At 62.2% G+C, this 17,391-nt stretch carries 15 protein-coding genes; 9 read left to right on the top strand and 6 right to left on the bottom strand.

The window, feature by feature from the left end; all coding sequences use genetic code 11:
- Positions 1-170: 170 nt before the first annotated feature.
- The 5 genes from ACLH0J_RS10280 to ACLH0J_RS10260 all read left to right on the top strand — a co-directional run bounded on the left by ACLH0J_RS10280 (position 171) and on the right by ACLH0J_RS10260 (position 7,298).
- On the top strand, positions 171-1,694 hold the full coding sequence (locus ACLH0J_RS10280; protein ID WP_411391885.1) for a fumarate hydratase: 1,524 nt from the start codon (positions 171-173) through the stop codon (positions 1,692-1,694).
- A 146-nt stretch (positions 1,695-1,840) separates the two neighbouring features.
- Positions 1,841-3,607, top strand: coding sequence for an ATP-binding protein (locus ACLH0J_RS10275; RefSeq protein WP_411391884.1), 1,767 nt, complete (start codon positions 1,841-1,843; stop codon positions 3,605-3,607).
- Positions 3,601-4,926: a sigma-54-dependent transcriptional regulator gene (locus tag ACLH0J_RS10270; protein WP_411391883.1), complete on the top strand. Its 1,326-nt coding sequence runs from the start codon at positions 3,601-3,603 to the stop codon at positions 4,924-4,926. Before ACLH0J_RS10275 ends, ACLH0J_RS10270 begins: the two co-directional genes overlap by 7 nt.
- Positions 4,927-5,123: 197 nt before the next feature.
- The gene (locus tag ACLH0J_RS10265) at positions 5,124-6,443 is read left to right on the top strand and encodes an MFS transporter (protein ID WP_411391882.1); all 1,320 of its coding nucleotides are present in this window, start codon (positions 5,124-5,126) and stop codon (positions 6,441-6,443) included.
- A gap of 222 nt (positions 6,444-6,665) precedes the next feature.
- A complete protein-coding gene (locus ACLH0J_RS10260; RefSeq protein ID WP_411391881.1) occupies positions 6,666-7,298 on the top strand; it encodes a flavin reductase family protein in 633 nt (210 codons plus the stop codon).
- A 124-nt stretch (positions 7,299-7,422) separates the two neighbouring features.
- Here ACLH0J_RS10260 and ACLH0J_RS10255 read toward each other — a convergent pair whose 3' ends face one another.
- On the bottom strand, positions 7,423-7,668 hold the full coding sequence (locus ACLH0J_RS10255; RefSeq protein WP_411391880.1) for a hypothetical protein: 246 nt from the start codon (positions 7,666-7,668) through the stop codon (positions 7,423-7,425).
- A 42-nt stretch (positions 7,669-7,710) separates the two neighbouring features.
- On the bottom strand, positions 7,711-8,052 hold the full coding sequence (locus tag ACLH0J_RS10250; RefSeq protein WP_411391879.1) for an antibiotic biosynthesis monooxygenase family protein: 342 nt from the start codon (positions 8,050-8,052) through the stop codon (positions 7,711-7,713).
- Between the two features lie 326 nt (positions 8,053-8,378).
- Here ACLH0J_RS10250 and ACLH0J_RS10245 point away from each other — a divergent pair, with 326 nt between their 5' ends.
- On the top strand, positions 8,379-9,308 hold the full coding sequence (locus tag ACLH0J_RS10245; protein ID WP_411391878.1) for an AraC family transcriptional regulator N-terminal domain-containing protein: 930 nt from the start codon (positions 8,379-8,381) through the stop codon (positions 9,306-9,308).
- A gap of 18 nt (positions 9,309-9,326) precedes the next feature.
- Here ACLH0J_RS10245 and ACLH0J_RS10240 read toward each other — a convergent pair whose 3' ends face one another.
- From ACLH0J_RS10240 to edd, 4 genes are all read right to left on the bottom strand, one after another.
- A complete protein-coding gene (locus tag ACLH0J_RS10240; RefSeq protein WP_411392798.1) occupies positions 9,327-10,754 on the bottom strand; it encodes an ATP-binding protein in 1,428 nt (475 codons plus the stop codon).
- Positions 10,755-10,785: 31 nt separating this feature from the next.
- On the bottom strand, positions 10,786-11,520 hold the full coding sequence (locus tag ACLH0J_RS10235; RefSeq protein ID WP_411391877.1) for a response regulator: 735 nt from the start codon (positions 11,518-11,520) through the stop codon (positions 10,786-10,788).
- 133 nt (positions 11,521-11,653) lie between these two features.
- Positions 11,654-12,610, bottom strand: a complete 957-nt coding sequence (locus tag ACLH0J_RS10230) for a glucokinase (protein ID WP_411391876.1) — start codon at positions 12,608-12,610, stop codon at positions 11,654-11,656.
- Complete coding sequence (edd, locus tag ACLH0J_RS10225; protein ID WP_411391875.1) at positions 12,607-14,433, bottom strand: phosphogluconate dehydratase; 1,827 nt, start codon at positions 14,431-14,433, stop codon at positions 12,607-12,609. The genes ACLH0J_RS10230 and edd overlap by 4 nt, the downstream gene beginning before the upstream one ends.
- Before the next feature lie 221 nt (positions 14,434-14,654).
- Here edd and gap point away from each other — a divergent pair, with 221 nt between their 5' ends.
- The 3 genes from gap (at position 14,655) to ACLH0J_RS10210 (ending at position 17,361) form a co-directional block, all read left to right on the top strand.
- Positions 14,655-15,656 carry a type I glyceraldehyde-3-phosphate dehydrogenase gene (gene gap / locus ACLH0J_RS10220; RefSeq protein WP_411391874.1) on the top strand — a complete coding sequence of 334 codons (1,002 nt, stop codon included), beginning with the start codon at positions 14,655-14,657 and terminating at the stop codon, positions 15,654-15,656.
- Positions 15,657-15,800: 144 nt separating this feature from the next.
- The gene (locus tag ACLH0J_RS10215; RefSeq protein WP_411391873.1) at positions 15,801-16,319 is read left to right on the top strand and encodes an RNA polymerase sigma factor; all 519 of its coding nucleotides are present in this window, start codon (positions 15,801-15,803) and stop codon (positions 16,317-16,319) included.
- Positions 16,320-16,392: 73 nt separating this feature from the next.
- Positions 16,393-17,361, top strand: a complete 969-nt coding sequence (locus ACLH0J_RS10210; RefSeq protein ID WP_411391872.1) for a FecR family protein — start codon at positions 16,393-16,395, stop codon at positions 17,359-17,361.
- Positions 17,362-17,391: the final 30 nt, after the last annotated feature.

Here is a 17,391-nt window from a genome sequence, read left to right as displayed (position 1 = left end):
CAGAGTTTGACCATAGTCGGGTGTATCGGCCACCGTGCCGGGTTATACTGCCGCGCCTTTTTAGCGTCGCGCCAGCACCATACGGCGTGCCTTGGAAAGTTGGCTTCAGCCGACCGATGCACCACTGAAGCCACCTTTATTGAATGTTCCCTTATAGAGGAGCGCGACTCATGACCGTGATCAAGCAAGACGACCTGATTCAGAGCGTTGCAGACGCCCTGCAATTCATTTCCTACTACCACCCCGTTGACTTCATCCAGGCCATGCACGAAGCCTACCTGCGCGAAGAATCGCCGGCAGCCCGTGACTCCATCGCCCAGATCCTGATCAACTCGCGCATGTGCGCCACCGGCCATCGCCCGATCTGCCAGGACACCGGTATCGTCACCGTGTTCGTGCGCGTAGGCATGGACGTGCGTTGGGATGGCGCCACCATGGGCCTGGACGACATGATCAACGAAGGCGTGCGTCGCGCCTACAACCTGCCGGAAAACGTCCTGCGCGCTTCGATCCTCGCCGACCCGGCGGGCGCGCGTAAAAACACCAAGGACAACACCCCTGCCGTGATTCACTACTCCATCGTTCCGGGTAACACCGTGGAAGTGGACGTGGCGGCCAAGGGCGGTGGTTCCGAGAACAAGTCGAAAATGGCCATGCTCAACCCGTCCGACTCGATCGTCGACTGGGTGCTCAAGACCGTTCCGACCATGGGCGCCGGCTGGTGCCCACCAGGCATGCTCGGCATCGGCATCGGCGGCACCGCCGAGAAAGCCGCGGTGATGGCCAAGGAAGTGTTGATGGAATCCATCGACATCCACGAGCTGAAAAAGCGTGGCCCTTCCAACCGTATTGAAGAGCTGCGCCTGGAGCTGTTCGAGAAGGTCAACCAACTGGGCATCGGCGCCCAGGGCCTGGGTGGCCTGACCACCGTGCTCGACGTGAAGATCATGGACTACCCGACCCACGCCGCCTCCCTGCCGGTGTGCATGATCCCCAACTGCGCCGCCACCCGTCACGCACACTTCGTGCTCGACGGTTCGGGCCCTGCGTCGCTGGAAGCGCCATCGCTGGATGCCTACCCGGAAATCGTCTGGGAAGCCGGTCCATCGGCCCGTCGCGTCAACCTCGACACCCTGACCCCGGAAGACGTGCAGAGCTGGAAGCCGGGCGAAACCGTGTTGCTCAACGGCAAGATGCTCACCGGTCGCGACGCGGCGCACAAGCGCATGGTCGAGATGCTGAACAGGGGCGAAACCCTGCCGGTGGACCTCAAGGGTCGCTTCATCTACTACGTCGGCCCGGTTGATCCGGTGCGTGATGAAGTGGTTGGCCCGGCTGGCCCGACCACCGCGACGCGGATGGACAAGTTCACCCGCCAGATCCTCAAGCAAACCGGCCTGTTGGGCATGATCGGCAAATCCGAGCGCGGCCCGACCGCCATCGAAGCGATCAAGGACTACAAGGCCGTGTACCTGATGGCCGTGGGCGGTGCTGCTTACCTGGTGGCGCAAGCCATCAAGAAGTCGCGCGTTGTCGCCTTCGCCGAACTGGGCATGGAAGCGATCTACGAGTTCGAGGTCAAAGACATGCCGGTCACCGTCGCGGTGGACAGCAAGGGCGAATCCGTCCACATCACCGGTCCTGCCATTTGGCAGAAAAAGATCAGTGAAAGCCTGGCGGTAGAAGTGCAGTAAGCACCTCGCTGCGAACGATAAGGCGACCGCGGCAATCAGCCAGGTCGCCTTTTTATTGCCTGCTCGCCACAACCGGGCGACTCGCCACAAGATCCAAGCGGCTCGTGGTATGGTGCTTTCCCCTCACCGTGCCTGTTCATCACCGTATGATCGTGATCCCTCGTCCCCTGCGCCTGACGTTCTACTCCCTGCTGATCATCGCCGGCGCCATACTGGCCGCGGCCTTGGCCACCCGCCATGCCGAACGCCAGGCCCTGGTGGACGACGCCGCACGTGCCAACCAGCAACTGGCGCTGTACGCCAACTCCCTGCACACCCTGATCGAACGCTACCGCGCGCTGCCCGCTGTGCTGGCGCTGGACTCGGAAATGATCAGCGCCTTGAAGGGCCCGCTGGATGCCACCACCCAGGATGTGCTCAACCGCAAGCTGGAACGCATCAACGGTGCCGCGCAGTCTTCCACCCTGGAATTGATGGACCGCACCGGCCTGGCCGTAGCAGCCAGCAACTGGAACCTGCCGAGCAGTTACGTCGGGCATAACTACGCCTTCCGGCCGTATTTCCGCCAGACCTTGAGCCAGGGCACCGGACGGTTTTATGCGGTGGGGGTGACCACCGGCGTGCCGGGGTATTTTCTTTCCAGCGCAGTGGTGGATGAACACGAGCAGTTCCTCGGCGCCATGGTGGTCAAGCTGGAATTCCCCGAACTCGAGCGCGAGTGGGCCCAGGGCGATGACCTGCTGCTGGTCAGTGACGCGCGCGGCATCGTGTTTATCGCCAACCAGCCGGGCTGGCGCTACCGCAACCTGCGGCCGTTATCGGACGACGACCTCGCCGAACTCAAGGCCACCCGCCAGTACGACAAGAAACAGTTGCAGCCTCTGGACGCCCAGCCCTTGCAGCGTTTCGACGAAAACAGCCACTTGATGCGCGTCAACGGCCCCGATGGCAACGCCAATTACATCTGGGAGTCCCTGCCGCTGAAGGCCGAAGGCTGGACCCTGCACCTGCTGCGCAAACCCCAGTTCGCCTTTGAAGACCAGCGCAATGCCGGCCTCGCCGCTGCCGGGTCGTGGCTGGCGCTGGTGTTCCTCGTGCTGTTCCTCAGCCAGCGCTGGCGCCTGGCCCGCATGCGCCAGCGTAGCCGCGAAGAGCTGGAGCAACTGGTGGAAGAACGCACCCAGGCGCTGCGCACCGCCCAGGACGGTTTGGTGCAATCCGCCAAGTTGGCGGCGTTGGGACAGATGTCTGCGGCCCTCGCCCATGAGATCAACCAACCGCTGACCGCCCAGCGCATGCAATTGGCGACCTTGCGCCTGCTGCTGGACCACGGCCGTGTGGAGGACGCCTACAAGGCGCTCACGCCGCTGGACGACATGCTCACGCGCATGGCCGCACTCACCGGCCACCTCAAGACCTTCGCGCGCAAAAGCCCCAGCGGCCTGCGCGAACGCCTGGACCTGGCGACCGTGGTCGACCAATCCCTGCACTTGCTCGACGCGCGCCTGCGCGATGAAGCCATCGGCGTGGTCCTCGACCTGACCCGCCCCGCCTGGGTTCGCGGCGATGCAATCCGCCTCGAACAAGTGCTGATCAACCTGTTGCGCAACGCCCTCGACGCCATGGCCGACAAACCGCGCAAACGCCTGGAAATCCGCCTGCACGCCGATGAGCAACTGTGGCGACTGACCGTCAGCGACAGCGGCGGCGGGATTGCCGACGAACACCTCAATAACGTGTTCGACCCCTTCTTCACCACCAAGCCGGTGGGCGACGGCCTCGGCTTGGGGCTGGCGGTGTCCTACGCTATCGTGCACGAACTGGGCGGACGCCTGACCGCCGGTAACCAGGGCGACGGCGCGGTATTCACCCTGACCCTGCCCATCGTGCTGGAGACGCCAGACCTATGCTGAATGCCGTGATTGTGGTGGATGACGAAGCCAGCATTCGCACGGCCGTCGAACAATGGTTGAGCCTGTCGGGGTTCGAGGTGCAGCTGTTCAGCCGCGCCGAGGCCTGCCTGGAACAATTGTCCAGGGATTTCCCCGGAGTGATCCTGAGCGACGTACGCATGCCCGGGCTCAGCGGCCTGGAACTGCTGGCCGAAGTACAACGCCGCGACGCCGACCTGCCGGTGATCCTGCTGACCGGCCATGGCGATGTGCCGATGGCCGTCGAAGCCATGCGCGACGGTGCCTACGACTTCCTGGAAAAGCCCTTCAGCCCCGACGCGCTGCTCAACAGCCTGCGCCGCGCACTGGACAAGCGCGGGCTGATTCTGGAAAACCGCCGCCTGCATCAACAGGCCGATCATCGCGCGCAGTTGGAATCCAGCCTGCTGGGCGTCTCCCGTGGTTTGCAGAACCTGCGGCGGCAAGTGCTGGACCTGGCGAGCTTGCCGGTCAACGTGCTGATCCGTGGCGAGACCGGCAGCGGCAAGGAACTGGTCGCCCGTTGCCTGCATGATTTCGGCCCGCGCGCGAAAAAGCCGTTCGTGGCCCTCAATTGCGCGGCGATTCCCGAGCAACTGTTCGAGGCCGAGCTGTTCGGCCACGAAAGCGGCGCCTTCACCGGCGCCCAGGGCAAGCGGATCGGCAAGCTGGAATACGCCCACGGCGGCACGCTGTTCCTCGATGAAATCGAAAGCATGCCCTTGGCCCAACAGGTGAAACTGCTGCGCGTGCTGCAGGAGCAAAAGCTGGAACGCCTGGGCTCCAACCAGAGCATTCGGGTGGACCTGCGTATAATTGCTGCCACCAAACCGGACTTGCTCGAAGAGGCTCGCGCCGGGCGTTTTCGCGAAGACCTGGCGTATCGCCTGACCGTCGCGCAACTGCGCCTGCCGCCCCTGCGCGAACGCCGCGAAGATATCCCGCTGCTGTTCGACCACTTCGCCCACAGCGCCGCCGAGCGCCTGGGCCGCAGCGTTGCACCGCTGAGCGGCGTGCAACTGGGGCGCCTGCTCAGCCATGACTGGCCGGGCAATGTGCGCGAATTGGCCAACGTCGCCGAACGCCAGGTGCTGGGCCTGGGCGAGCCAGAACCGGAAGGCATCGAAGCCGGCCAGTCCCTGGCCGCGCAGCAGGAGGCCTTCGAAGCCCACTGCCTCAAGGCCGCGCTGACCCGACACAAGGGCGATATCAAGGCGGTGCTGGCCGAACTCCAACTGCCACGGCGAACCCTCAATGAAAAGATGCAGCGCCACGGCCTGACCCGGGAAACCTTTCTGTAGGCGCGAGCAAGCTCGCACCCACAGGATGAGCGGATTTCCGCTTATCGGCCTCATTGCCATCGGCGGCTTTCCGCTCAAAAAAACACCCAGACCCTTCTAGACCGGGCCCTCGACCGGTTGGCACAGCTCCTGCTATAGCCCAGACCAGGCTGTGCTCCTGCACGCTCCATAAAAACAACTAGCTGAAGGATCCTTCGATGGATAATTCCAACACCTTGCCTCTGGGGTCGGCGGCCGCGCCGGCAAAAGAACGCACCACCTCCAGCCGGATCAAATCGATCTTCAGCGGATCGGTCGGCAACATGGTCGAGTGGTATGACTGGTACGTCTACGCGGCCTTCTCGCTGTACTTCGCCAAAACCTTCTTCCCGAAAGGCGACACCACCGCCCAATTGCTCAACACCGCCGCGATCTTCGCCGTGGGCTTCCTGATGCGCCCGATCGGCGGCTGGCTGATGGGCCTGTATGCCGACAAGGTCGGGCGCAAAAAAGCCCTGATGGCCTCGGTCTACCTGATGTGCTTCGGCTCTCTCCTGATTGCCCTGAGCCCGGGCTATGAAGTCATCGGTATCGGTGCACCCATCCTGCTGGTGTTTGCCCGTCTGCTGCAGGGACTGTCAGTCGGCGGCGAATACGGCACCTCCGCCACCTACCTCAGCGAGATGGCAACCAAGGAACGTCGTGGTTTCTACTCCAGCTTCCAGTACGTGACCCTGATCTCCGGCCAGCTCATTGCTCTGGCGGTGCTGATCGTGCTGCAACAGCTGCTCACCACCGAGCAACTCTACGACTGGGGCTGGCGTATCCCGTTTGCCATCGGCGCCCTGTGCGCAGTGGTAGCGCTGTACCTGCGTCGCGGCATGGAAGAAACCGAGTCGTTCACCAAGAAGGAAAAAGCCAAGGAAAGCGCGATGCGCACCTTGATGCGCCATCCCAAGGAACTGATGACCGTGGTCGGCCTGACCATGGGCGGTACCCTGGCGTTCTACACCTACACCACCTACATGCAGAAATACCTGGTGAACACCGTCGGCATGAGCATCTCCGACTCCACCACCATCTCGGCGGCGACGCTGTTTCTGTTCATGTGCCTGCAACCCCTGGTCGGAGGGCTGTCGGACAAAATCGGCCGCCGGCCGATCCTGATCGCCTTCGGCATCCTCGGCACGCTGTTCACCGTACCGATCCTCACCACCCTGCACACCATCCAGACCTGGTGGGGCGCGTTCTTCCTGATCATGGCAGCGCTGATCATCGTCAGTGGCTACACCTCGATCAACGCCGTGGTCAAAGCCGAACTGTTCCCGACAGAAATCCGCGCCCTGGGCGTAGGCCTGCCGTATGCCCTGACCGTGTCGATCTTCGGCGGCACCGCTGAATACATCGCGCTGTGGTTCAAGAGCATCGGGATGGAAACCGGCTACTACTGGTACGTCACCGCGTGTATCGCCGTATCGCTGCTGGTCTACGTGACCATGAAGGACACCCGCAAGCATTCACGGATCACCACGGACTAAGCGCCTGATGCAGTAAACAATCGGTGAGGGGGCTTGCTCCCGATGGCGGTGTATCAGCTACAAACAAGCTGACTGACACACTGCTATCGGGAGCAAGCCCCCTTCCACAAATCATCCCCTCCCACACCGCAGACAAAGCAAATTCCACGGAGCAGATGGAAATTCGTCGCCATGGATTGCACTATGACCGGCTCCCGAATCCACACGCAGGAACTCCTGGCCATGTCTGACGACAGCTATTACTACGAACCCGCCAACGGCCACGGCCTGCCCCACGACCCGTTCAATGCCATCGTCGGCCCGCGGCCGATCGGCTGGATTTCGTCACACGACAAAGAAGGCCGCCTGAACCTGGCGCCCTACAGTTTCTTCAACGCGTTCAACTACATTCCGCCGATCATTGGTTTTTCCAGTGTCGGGCGCAAAGACAGCCTGAACAATATCGAACAGACCGGCGAATTCGTGTGGAACCTGGCCACGCGTCCGTTGGCCGAGCAAATGAACCAGAGTTGCGCGGCCGTCGGGCCTGAGGTGAGTGAGTTCGAGTTGTCCGGCCTGACGCCCGTGGCCTCGAAGATCGTCGGCGTACCAAGGGTGGGCGAGAGCCCGGTGTCGTTCGAGTGCAAGGTGACGCAGATCATTCAACTGCAACGCGCCGACAAGCAGTTGGTGCCAAGCTGGCTGGTGCTGGGCGAAGTGGTCGCGGTGCACATTGCCAAGTGGCTGCTCAAGGACGGCCTCTACGACACCGCGGCCGCCGAGCCGATCCTGCGTGGCGGCGGCCCGGCGGATTACTTCCAGGTGGGGCCTGAAGCCCTGTTCAAGATGTATCGCCCAGGCGTCACCCCAGCCTGATTGCAATGCAATAAAAGTGTGGGAGGTGGCTTGCTCCCGATGGCGGTGTTTCAGCTACAGATAGGCTGACTGACACACTGTTATCGGGAGCAAGCCCCCACATTAGTTAGATCGACGGCATGCGTCAGTTTGGGGCTGTTGCCCAAGTCAACTGACCGTCTGAATCAACATCGACCAACAGCTCAAGTTGCAGCGTTGCCGCATCATCGGCATCGGAAGCAGTCTTGAACTTCTGCCCATCCAGGATCTTGTGAAACTGTGGTGCACCCATACCATCGAGTGCCTTGACGGCGACGGCGGCGCTATAGCCCCCTTCACCCGGTACTACGGCGGAAACGGCTTCGTGGTGGGCAAATTGTTTACGTGCCATGTTGCAGGTCCTGGCCAATGGAAAAGTCGGCCATTCTACCCCTCAACCGGCCAGTTGCAGGTACTCGCCGCAGGCATTGGCGGCGGATGCGTCGGTGAAGGTCTGGAAATCCATGCTGCGCACGACCCCGTCGTTCACCAGTTCGGCAAAGATCATCAAGCCCGGTGAGTCGAAGTAGGCGCTCATCGCCTGCTCGCTGCTCCAGAAACCGCAGATCAACCAGACATCGGGATCGACCTGGGAATGCTGCAACGAGAATTGCAGGCAGCCCTGAGCCTGGCGGCCCGGTTCGATCAAACTGCTCAAGCGTGCACCGAGTTCGGTGCTGCACCCGGTACGGGCGCGGATAAAGGCCATATGGCTCGCGGGAATGGGGGTGGACATGTTCGACTCTCCCGTTGAGAAGTGATGCTCGGCAGCACTGTGGGGACGTGCTGCCACAGGATCAACGATAACGGCGCAGGGGTCGGCGCGGTTAGTCAATTTCTGCCGGCTTCTTGCACAATCCTGCGAGAAGCGTAGACAGGACGTTGGGCTCGTCGGTTTATTCCATCGGCCAACGCCTTGTTTCAGGGAGATGACAGGCGCGACGCTTGCCTGATTCACCCCGCTCCGCAGGATCAGGCAAGGATTGTGCAGAATCGACCTACCCCGCTTTGAAACGCCGCCGCTAAGCTACGCCCATCAAAGAAGCCTGCAGAGGACACTCCATGTCGTCGCCCGACCTCACGTCCCTCCCCCTCGATGCCGAGATGGAAAAACAGCGCGCCGAACTGGCCAGTATCGTGCACCGGCATACCTGGGAAGATGGCTCCTACGGGACGGCCATCACCTCGCTGTTCCTGAACCGCCACAACACACCGCGCGACTTCAGCCCGGTGCTGGTGGAGCCGGCGCTGTGCATCCTGGCCAGCGGTCGCAAGGAGGTGCGCCTGGCCGACGAAATCTTTGCCTACGACCCGCTCAACTACCTGGTGTTCTCGGTCGCGATGCCCGTGGCGGGCCGGATCATCGAGGCCACCGCGCAAGACCCGAACCTGTCGATCCGTATCAATATCGACCCGGCGCAGCTCACCGCGCTGATCGCAGAAGCCGGCCCGATGGGCGTGCCGTCGCGTCCGACGCCGCGCGGGATGTATGTCGACCGCCTCGACAACCCGTTGCTCGACGCCGTGCTGCGACTGACGCGCCTGCTGGATTCGCCGAAAGACATCGCCATGCTCGCGCCACTGATCAACCGTGAAATCCTCTACCGTTTATTGCGTGGGCCGCAGGGCTATCGGCTGTATGAAATTGCCGTGGCCAACAGCCAAAGCCATCGAGTCAGCCAAGCGATCAAGTGGCTCAATGGCAACTACGAACAACCGCTGCGCATCGATGACCTGGCCAGGGAAGTCAACCTCAGCGTCTCGACCCTGCACCATCGCTTCAAGGCGATCACCGCCATGAGCCCGCTGCAGTACCAGAAGCAACTGCGCTTGCAGGAAGCCCGTCGCCTGATGCTCGCCGAAGGGCTGGAAGCCTCGGCGGCGGGGTATCGGGTGGGGTATGAAAGCCCGTCGCAGTTCAGCCGCGAATACAGCCGGTTGTTTGGCGCACCGCCCCTGAGGGATTTGGCCCGGTTGCGCCAGAGCGTCTAAAAATGTGGGAGGTGTTCTTCAGTCCAGGGTGCGGGGCAGTTGCAGGGTGACCCGCAAGCCTCCCTCGCGCAAATTCTGCAAACTCACTTCGCCCCCATGGCTGTGGGCAATATTGCGCGCGATACCCAGGCCCAGGCCGTAGCCCTGTTGCTGGCCGGCCAGGCGAAAGTGCGGTTCGAAGACTTTTTCCAGGCGTTGCTCCGGCACACCGGGGCCTTCGTCATCCACATGCAGGATGAACTGCGCACCGTCATCCTCGATATGCAAATGGGCGTTCTGCCCGTACTTCAAGGCGTTGTCGATCAGGTTGCCGATGCAGCGCTTGAGCGCCAGCGGCTTGCCCGGATACGGCGCCAACGCGCGCCCGTGCTGGGTCACGCGGCCGTTGCCATTGGGCGCCAGGTAAGGCTCCACCAGGCAGTCGAGCACGTGATTGAGGTCCACCGGTTCGATGTTTTCGTGGATGTCGGTGTCTTTCACGCATTGCAGCGCACCTTTGACCAACAGCTCCAACTCGTCCAGGTCGCGGCCGAATTTGCCTTGCAGGTTCTCGTCTTCGAGCAATTCCACGCGCAGGCGCAGGCGCGTGATCGGGGTGCGCAAGTCGTGGGAAATCGCGCTGAACAACTGGCTGCGTTCGGTGAGGTAGCGGCTGATGCGTTCGCGCATGGCGTTGAACGCGCGGCCCACTTCCACCACTTCACTGCCGCCGCCTTCGGCCACCGGTTCTACGTCGGCGCCCAGGGACATGTCCCGCGCCGCCCGCGCCAGGCGCTTGAGCGGCCGGCTCTGCCAATGCACCAACAGGCCGATGAACAACAGCAGGAAACCACTGGTCAGCACGATAAACCACACCTGCTGGGACGGCAGGCCCTGTTCTTCGAGGCTGGTGTACGGCTCGGGCAACAGCGAGGCGATGTACAGCCACTCCCCAGGTGCGAGTTGAATCTGCGTGACCAGCACCGGCGGGTTCACCGGTTCCAGGGTCAGCGCGTAATGGGCCCAGGAGCGCGGCAATTCGTCGAGTTTCAAGCCGGCATTGAAGATGCGCAGGTCTTCGGCGCTGACGAACTCCACCGAGATATGCACATCGGCGCCCAGGGTCTGGCGCAGCACTTCATCGACCGCCTTGAGCACCGCTTGCTTGCGCGGGGTCTGCGGCAAAATCGCCATGTCCAGCGGGCGGTCATTGAGGGTCACCACAAAGCGTGTGCCGCCCATGCTGCGCAATTGGTCCAGTACCAGCGGGCGATAGGCCACTGGCAGCGAACGGAAATAACTCACGCTGGCGGTCATCGAGTGCGCCAGGCTGCGGGCGCTGGTGATCAGGCCTTCGAGCTGGGTGGCGCGCAACTGCGAGACCCAGATCACGCTGGACAGCGCCTGGGCGAACAACACCGCGAGCAACGTCAACAGGAGCATGCGCCCCAACAGCGAACGTGGCACCGGGAAGCGGCGGCGACGTTCGCTCAGGTGTTCAGTGGGCATTGCCGGCAACCACGCTGGCTGCCAATTGATAACCGCTGCCGCGTACGGTGCGGATCAGCCTCGGCGGTTTTTCGGTATCGCGCAGACGTTGGCGCAGCCGGCTGACGGCCATGTCAACGATCCGGTCCAGCGGCATCAGGTCACGACCACGGGTGGCGTTGCCGATGGTGTCACGGTCGAGGATCTGTTGCGGGTGATCGAGAAACAGCTTGAGCAGGGCGAAGTCGGCACCGGAGAGGATCACTTCTTCGCCATCCACGTGAAACAGCCGATGGCTGATCATGTCCAGGCGCCACTCGTCGAACACCAGCACCTCACCATTGCCGCTGCGCTCCTGGCCGAACTGGCAGCGGCGCAGCAGGGCCTTGATGCGCGCCTGCAACTCGCGAGGGCTGAACGGCTTGCCGATATAGTCGTCGGCGCCCAGCTCCAGGCCGATCACACGGTCGGCCTCGTCGGAGCTGGCGGTGAGCATGATAATCGGCACCTGCGCCTGGCGCGGGTGCTGGCGAATCCAGCGGCAGAGGCTGAAACCGTCTTCGTCCGGCAACATCACATCGAGGATGACCAGATCGCACGGCGCCTCGTTCATCGCCTGGCGGAACCCCGCGCCATCCGGCACGCCACGCACCTGGAAACCGGCGCGACTGAGGTAGGTTTGCAGCAACTCGCGGATTTCCTGGTCGTCATCGACCAGAAGAATCGATTTACTGATTACGCTCACGGGTTCCTCCTTGTTGTTATGGCCAAACTTGAGTCATCTGTTGTCCATCAGGGCCTCATCGGGGGCAAGCCCCCTCCCACATTTGGAATGCATTCCAAGTGTGTGGGCTTGCCCCCGATGGCGCGATCACTGCCTACGCGAATGCCTGTTCGAGCGCCACCCCAGCCCCGGTCAACCCGGAATACGGCGCGGTCACCAACCACACCGGAATACCGTTGAAGTAGTCGCTCATGCAACCTTTGTCACTGAAGCTCTTGGCAAAATCGCTGTGGATAAAAAAGTCGGCAAACCGCGGAATCACGCCGCCGACGATATACACACCGCCGCGGGCGCCAGTGGTCAGCACGTTGTTACCGGCGACCCGGCCCAGCCAGATACTGAACTGGTTCAACACTTCCATCGCCACAGGGTCGCCGGCCAGGCCTGCCGCCGTGATCGCTTCCGGCGTTTCCAGCACCGGCGTGTGGCCATCCACTGCACAGATCGCCCGATACACCCGTGGCAAACCTGCACCACTCAAGGCGCTTTCGGCGCTGACATGGCCGATCTCAGTGTAAATGTGCTGCCACAGCTGGGCTTCCCGCGGGCTGCTCAGCGGCAGGTCGACATGCCCGCCCTCCCCCGGCAATGCCGCGTAACGGCCACCGCCCAGGTCGAGCAAGGTGCCAACCCCCAGGCCAGTGCCAGGGCCGATCACCACCGCCGGGCGCAACGGTTCCGGCGTGCCTTCACAGACCACGCGGAATTCGTCGGGCTTGAGGCGGGTCATGCCCAGGGCCATGGCCGAGAAATCATTCACCAGCAGCAGCTCATCCACCTGCAAGGTGTTGCAAAACGCAGTCTTACTCAGGCGCCAGTGGTTGTTGGTGAATTTAAATTCATCACCGCTCACCGGCCCGGCCACCGACAGGCACACCGCGCCGATGTCGCCTATCTTCAGGCCTTCTTCCTTGAGGTAGACCTTGATCGCGTCCTCAGGGCTTTGATGATCAGCGGTGGCGTGCACGCGGATCGAATGCAGTGCCTGATCCCGCCACAACGCAAACCGCGCGTTGGTACCGCCGATGTCACCGACCAGCGCTAGCTTCACTTAAGCGTCTCCAAGGCAGAGGTAAAGGCGCTGGCGCCCTGCTCCGCGGAGCTTGCAGCCAAGCGCATGAATGCAAACAGCTCGCGACCGGCCCCCACGTTATTGCCCAACAGGCCGGTGGCCGGCGTACGCGCGGCAAATTCTTCGGCGTCCACCTTGAGTTCCAAGGTGCCTTTGACGCCATCCACGCGAATGATATCGCCATCGCGCACGCGCGCCAGCGGCCCGCCGCTCTGGGCTTCGGGGTTGACATGGATCGCGGCGGGAATCTTACCCGACGCGCCGGACATACGCCCGTCGGTCACCAACGCGACTTTGAAGCCACGGTCCTGCAGCACGCCGAGGAACGGCGTCATCTTGTGCAGTTCCGGCATGCCATTGGAGCGCGGACCCTGGAAGCGCATCACCGCGACGAAGTCTTTTTCCAACTGGCCGGCCTTGAACGCATCGGCCAGATCCTGCTGGTCCTGGAACACCACCGCCGGGGCTTCGACGACTTGGTGCTCGGCGGCCACGGCGGAGACTTTCATCACCCCGCGACCGAGGTTGCCTTCCATCACGCGCAAACCGCCTTCCGGCGAGAACGCACGGGCCACGGGGCGCAGGATGGTTTCGTCGAGGCTTTCGATCGGGCCGTCGCGCCAGACCAACTCGCCGTCGACCAGGAACGGTTCCTGGATATAACGGCTCAGGCCCTTGCCGGCCACGGTGTTGACGTCTTCGTGGAGCAGGCCGGCTTCGAGCAGCTCGCGGATCAGGAACGACATGCCGCCCGCCGCCTGGAAGTGGTTGATGTCGGCCTTGCCGTTTGGATACACGTGGGACAGGGTCGGCACCACCTCGGAGAGGTCGGCCATGTCCTGCCAGGTGAGGATGATGCCCGCCGACATGGCGATGGCCGGCATGTGCAGGGTGTGATTGGTGGAACCGCCCGTGGCGTTGAGCGCAACGATGGCGTTGACGATGGATTTTTCGTCGACGATCTCGCCGATCGGCGTGAAGTTGCCGTTGGCCTTGGTCAAGCGCGTGACTTGGTGCGCGGCTTCGCGGGTCAGGGCGTCACGCAGCGGTGTGTAAGGGTTGACGAACGAGGCGCCCGGCAAGTGCAGGCCCATCACTTCCATCAGCAACTGGTTGGTGTTGGCGGTGCCGTAGAAGGTGCAGGTGCCGGGGCTGTGGTAGGACTTCATCTCCGATTCCAGCAGTTCTTCGCGGCTGGCCTTGCCCTCGGCGTAGCGCTGGCGCACATCGGCTTTCTGCTTGTTGGAGATGCCCGACGGCATTGGCCCGCCGGGGACAAAGACCATCGGCAGATGGCCGTAGCGCAGGGCGCCCATCATCAGGCCGGGGACGATCTTGTCGCAGATGCCCAACATCAGCGCGGCGTCGAACATGTTGTGGGACAGCGCTACCGCCGTGGACATGGCAATCACTTCACGGCTGAGCAGGCTCAGCTCCATGCCCGGCTCGCCCTGGGTCACGCCGTCGCACATGGCAGGCGTGCCGCCGGCGAACTGGCCGACAGAGCCGACTTCGCGCAGGGCTGTCTTGATCTGGTCCGGGAAATGTTCGTAGGGCTGATGCGCCGAGAGCATGTCGTTATATGACGAAACAATTGCCACGTTGGCGGCATTCATCATCCGCAGACTATTTTTATCTTCAGTGCCACAACCGGCCACGCCATGGGCGAAGTTGGCGCATTGCAGCTTACCGCGCATCGGCCCGTCGCTGGCTGCGCCGTGAATCAGCGCAAGGTAAGCCTCACGGGTTGCACGGCTGCGGGCGATAAGCCGTTCGGTGACCTCAAGAACGCGGGGATGCATGTATAGAACTCCAGGCTAACGGATGTGGCGACCTGAGCGTCTATGCTGATCAAACGTCCGCAGCGCATGGGATGGCAGGGAGTCGTTTGGATCATCGGACCAGTTGATTCAGGTCACTCGTTGTAGATTGAACAAAATATTGCCACTAAAAAGGCTTGTTTTCTATTTTTATGCGAATAATCTTGTAATTCTTACAACAAATCGACGACAGGCACTTTCCGATGACTCTTCGAATCGCAATCAATGGTTTTGGCCGTATCGGCCGCAATGTCCTGCGCGCACTGTATACCCAAGGCTATCGCCAGGATTTGCAGATCGTCGCCATCAATGACTTGGGCGACAGCTCGATCAATGCCCACCTGCTCAAATACGACACCGTCCACGGCACTTTCGATGCAGAGGTCGCCCACGATCAGGAAAGCCTGACCGTCAACGGTGACCGGATCGCCGTCAGTGCCATTCGCAACCCGGCCGAACTGCCCTGGGCTGCGCACAATATCGACGTGGTGTTCGAATGCACCGGTCTGTTCACCGACCGGACCAAAGCGGCCGCCCATATCAGCGCTGGCGCGCGCAAGGTGATCATCTCTGCCCCGGCCAAGGGCGCGGACGCCACCGTAGTCTATGGCGTGAACCATGACATTCTGCGTCAATCCCACCAGATCATCTCCAATGCCTCCTGCACCACCAACTGCCTGGCGCCGGTCGCCCAGGTGCTGCACCGCGAGCTGGGGATCGAAAACGGCCTGATGACCACCATCCATGCCTACACCAACGACCAGAACCTGACCGACGTCTACCACACCGACCCGTACCGCGCGCGCTCGGCCACCCAGAACATGATCCCGAGCAAGACCGGCGCCGCCGAAGCGGTCGGCCTGGTGTTGCCGGAACTGGCGGGCAAGCTGACCGGCATGGCCGTGCGGGTACCGGTGATCAACGTATCCCTGGTGGACCTCACCGTTCAATTGAAAAAAGAAGCCACCGCGGACGAGGTCAACGCACTGCTCAAGGAAGCCAGCCAGCACTCGAAAATCCTCGGCTACAACACCCTGCCGCTGGTATCCAGTGACTTCAACCATAACCCGTTGTCGTCGATCTTCGATGCCAATCACACCAAAGTCAGCGGCAAAATGCTCAAAGTGCTGGCCTGGTACGACAACGAGTGGGGCTTCTCCAACCGCATGCTGGATAACTGCCTGGCGCTCTGCAACGCCGAATAATCCCTTGCGGAAAGGCTTTTGTGGGAGCGGGCAAGTCGAACCGCCCCTCCCACATTTGAGCGGTATAGGCCCAGAGAAATAGCCACTTGCCATTTGAGTTGATGATAAGCATTATCATTTGCTGCAAATCGGTCTGGTATCACTGTGAGCCAATCTCGCTTCAACCACGTCTTTCTCACCCAACGGGTGATTCTGCTGCGCACCTTGCAGCGGATGGTGAATAACCACAGCACCGCCGAGGACCTGCTGCAGGAAACCTACCTGCGCGTCACCCGGGCCCTGGGCGAACGGCCAATCGACCACCTTGAACCCTTCGTCTATCAAACCGCGCGCAACCTCGCGCTGGATCACCTGCGTTCGCGGCGGATACAGGCGCGTACGCTGCTGGAAGATGTGCCGCTGGATATCCTGCAGAGCGTCGCCGCCCCCATCAGCACCCCCGAAGACGCCACACAGGCCGAGCAACTGCTGGAGCACTTGAGTGTCAGCCTGGCTCAGTTGAGCGCGCGTCAGCAGCAGATCTTTATCCTCAGCCGCGTGCACGGTTGCAGCTACCAGGAAATCGCCGATCAGTTGGATGTGTCCTTGAGCACCGTGCAAAAGGAACTGAAATTGATCATGGCCATTTGCATCGGTGTAGCCGAACGACTGGATCGGCCTTAAGCTTCTCCGACAGAAGTGTCGACCCAACCCGTAGGAAAAATGAATAGAACCTGGCCAAGCCTCGAGGAACAGCGTGACGGACCCGAATGAACTGCGCCCCCATGAGTTGGCTCATGAGGTGTTGCAAGACCCGGCTATGGACCAGGCCCTCGACTGGCTGATCGCCTTGCAGTGCCCGCAGCCAGGGCAGCAAGTCGAGTTCGAGGCCTGGCTGGCCCAGGACCCCGCCCACCGCCACGCCTTTGCCAAGGCCCAGTCGGCCTGGGGCGCCGCCCCGGTGCACAGCGCTGCCGTCGCCCTGGCCGCGCCGCGCAAGCCCACGGCCTGGCGTCGGATCAAACCGCATTGGAAACCGTTGGCCACCGCCGCCGTGTTGTTGATCGGCCTCTTCAGTTTCAGCAACCTGCCGGTGCGCCTGCAAGCCGACCACCTCACCGTGGTGGGTGAACGCCAGCGCCTGCAATTGGACGATGGCGTCAAGGTGCTGCTCAACACCAACTCGGCGTTTTCCAGCAGCCTCAAGGGTCAGCAGCGCATCGCGCGTCTGTACCAGGGCGAAGCGTTTTTCGACATTGCGCCCACCCGCGGCCTGCCCCTGGAAATCGACGCCGGCCCCGTGCGGGCCAGCGTGCGCGACACCGCGTTCGCCGTGCGCTACCTCAATGGCGAAGCCCAGGTGCAAGTGCAGCGCGGTGATGTGGACCTGAGCAACACCGTCGACGATGCGCGCGTGCGCCTGCGCGCCGGTGAGAGCATCCGCATCGGGCCCAAGGGCTTCGGCCAACCGGCCAAGCTGGATGCCAACAAGGACCTGGCCTGGGTGCAGGGTCGGCTGATTTTCGAAAACTGCCCGATGAGCGAGGTGCTCGCCGAACTGGGCCGTTATTACCCTGGCTGGATCGTCAACACCAACGACACGCTCGCCCACGTCGCCGTGACCGGCAACTATCGCCTCGACCAACCGCTGGACGTGGTGCGCTCCCTGGCCCACATCACCTCGGCCAAGCTGTCGGAATACCCCGCGCTGGTCATCCTGAACTAAATGAGAATTATTTTTACTCGATAACCTCTG

This window comes from Pseudomonas sp. MPB23, assembly GCF_046605395.1.
In the GTDB taxonomy this organism is placed as follows: Bacteria; Pseudomonadota; Gammaproteobacteria; order Pseudomonadales; family Pseudomonadaceae; genus Aquipseudomonas.
The sequence above is the reverse complement of the archived record's forward strand: the minus strand, read 5'-3'. Positions and strand labels throughout refer to the sequence as shown.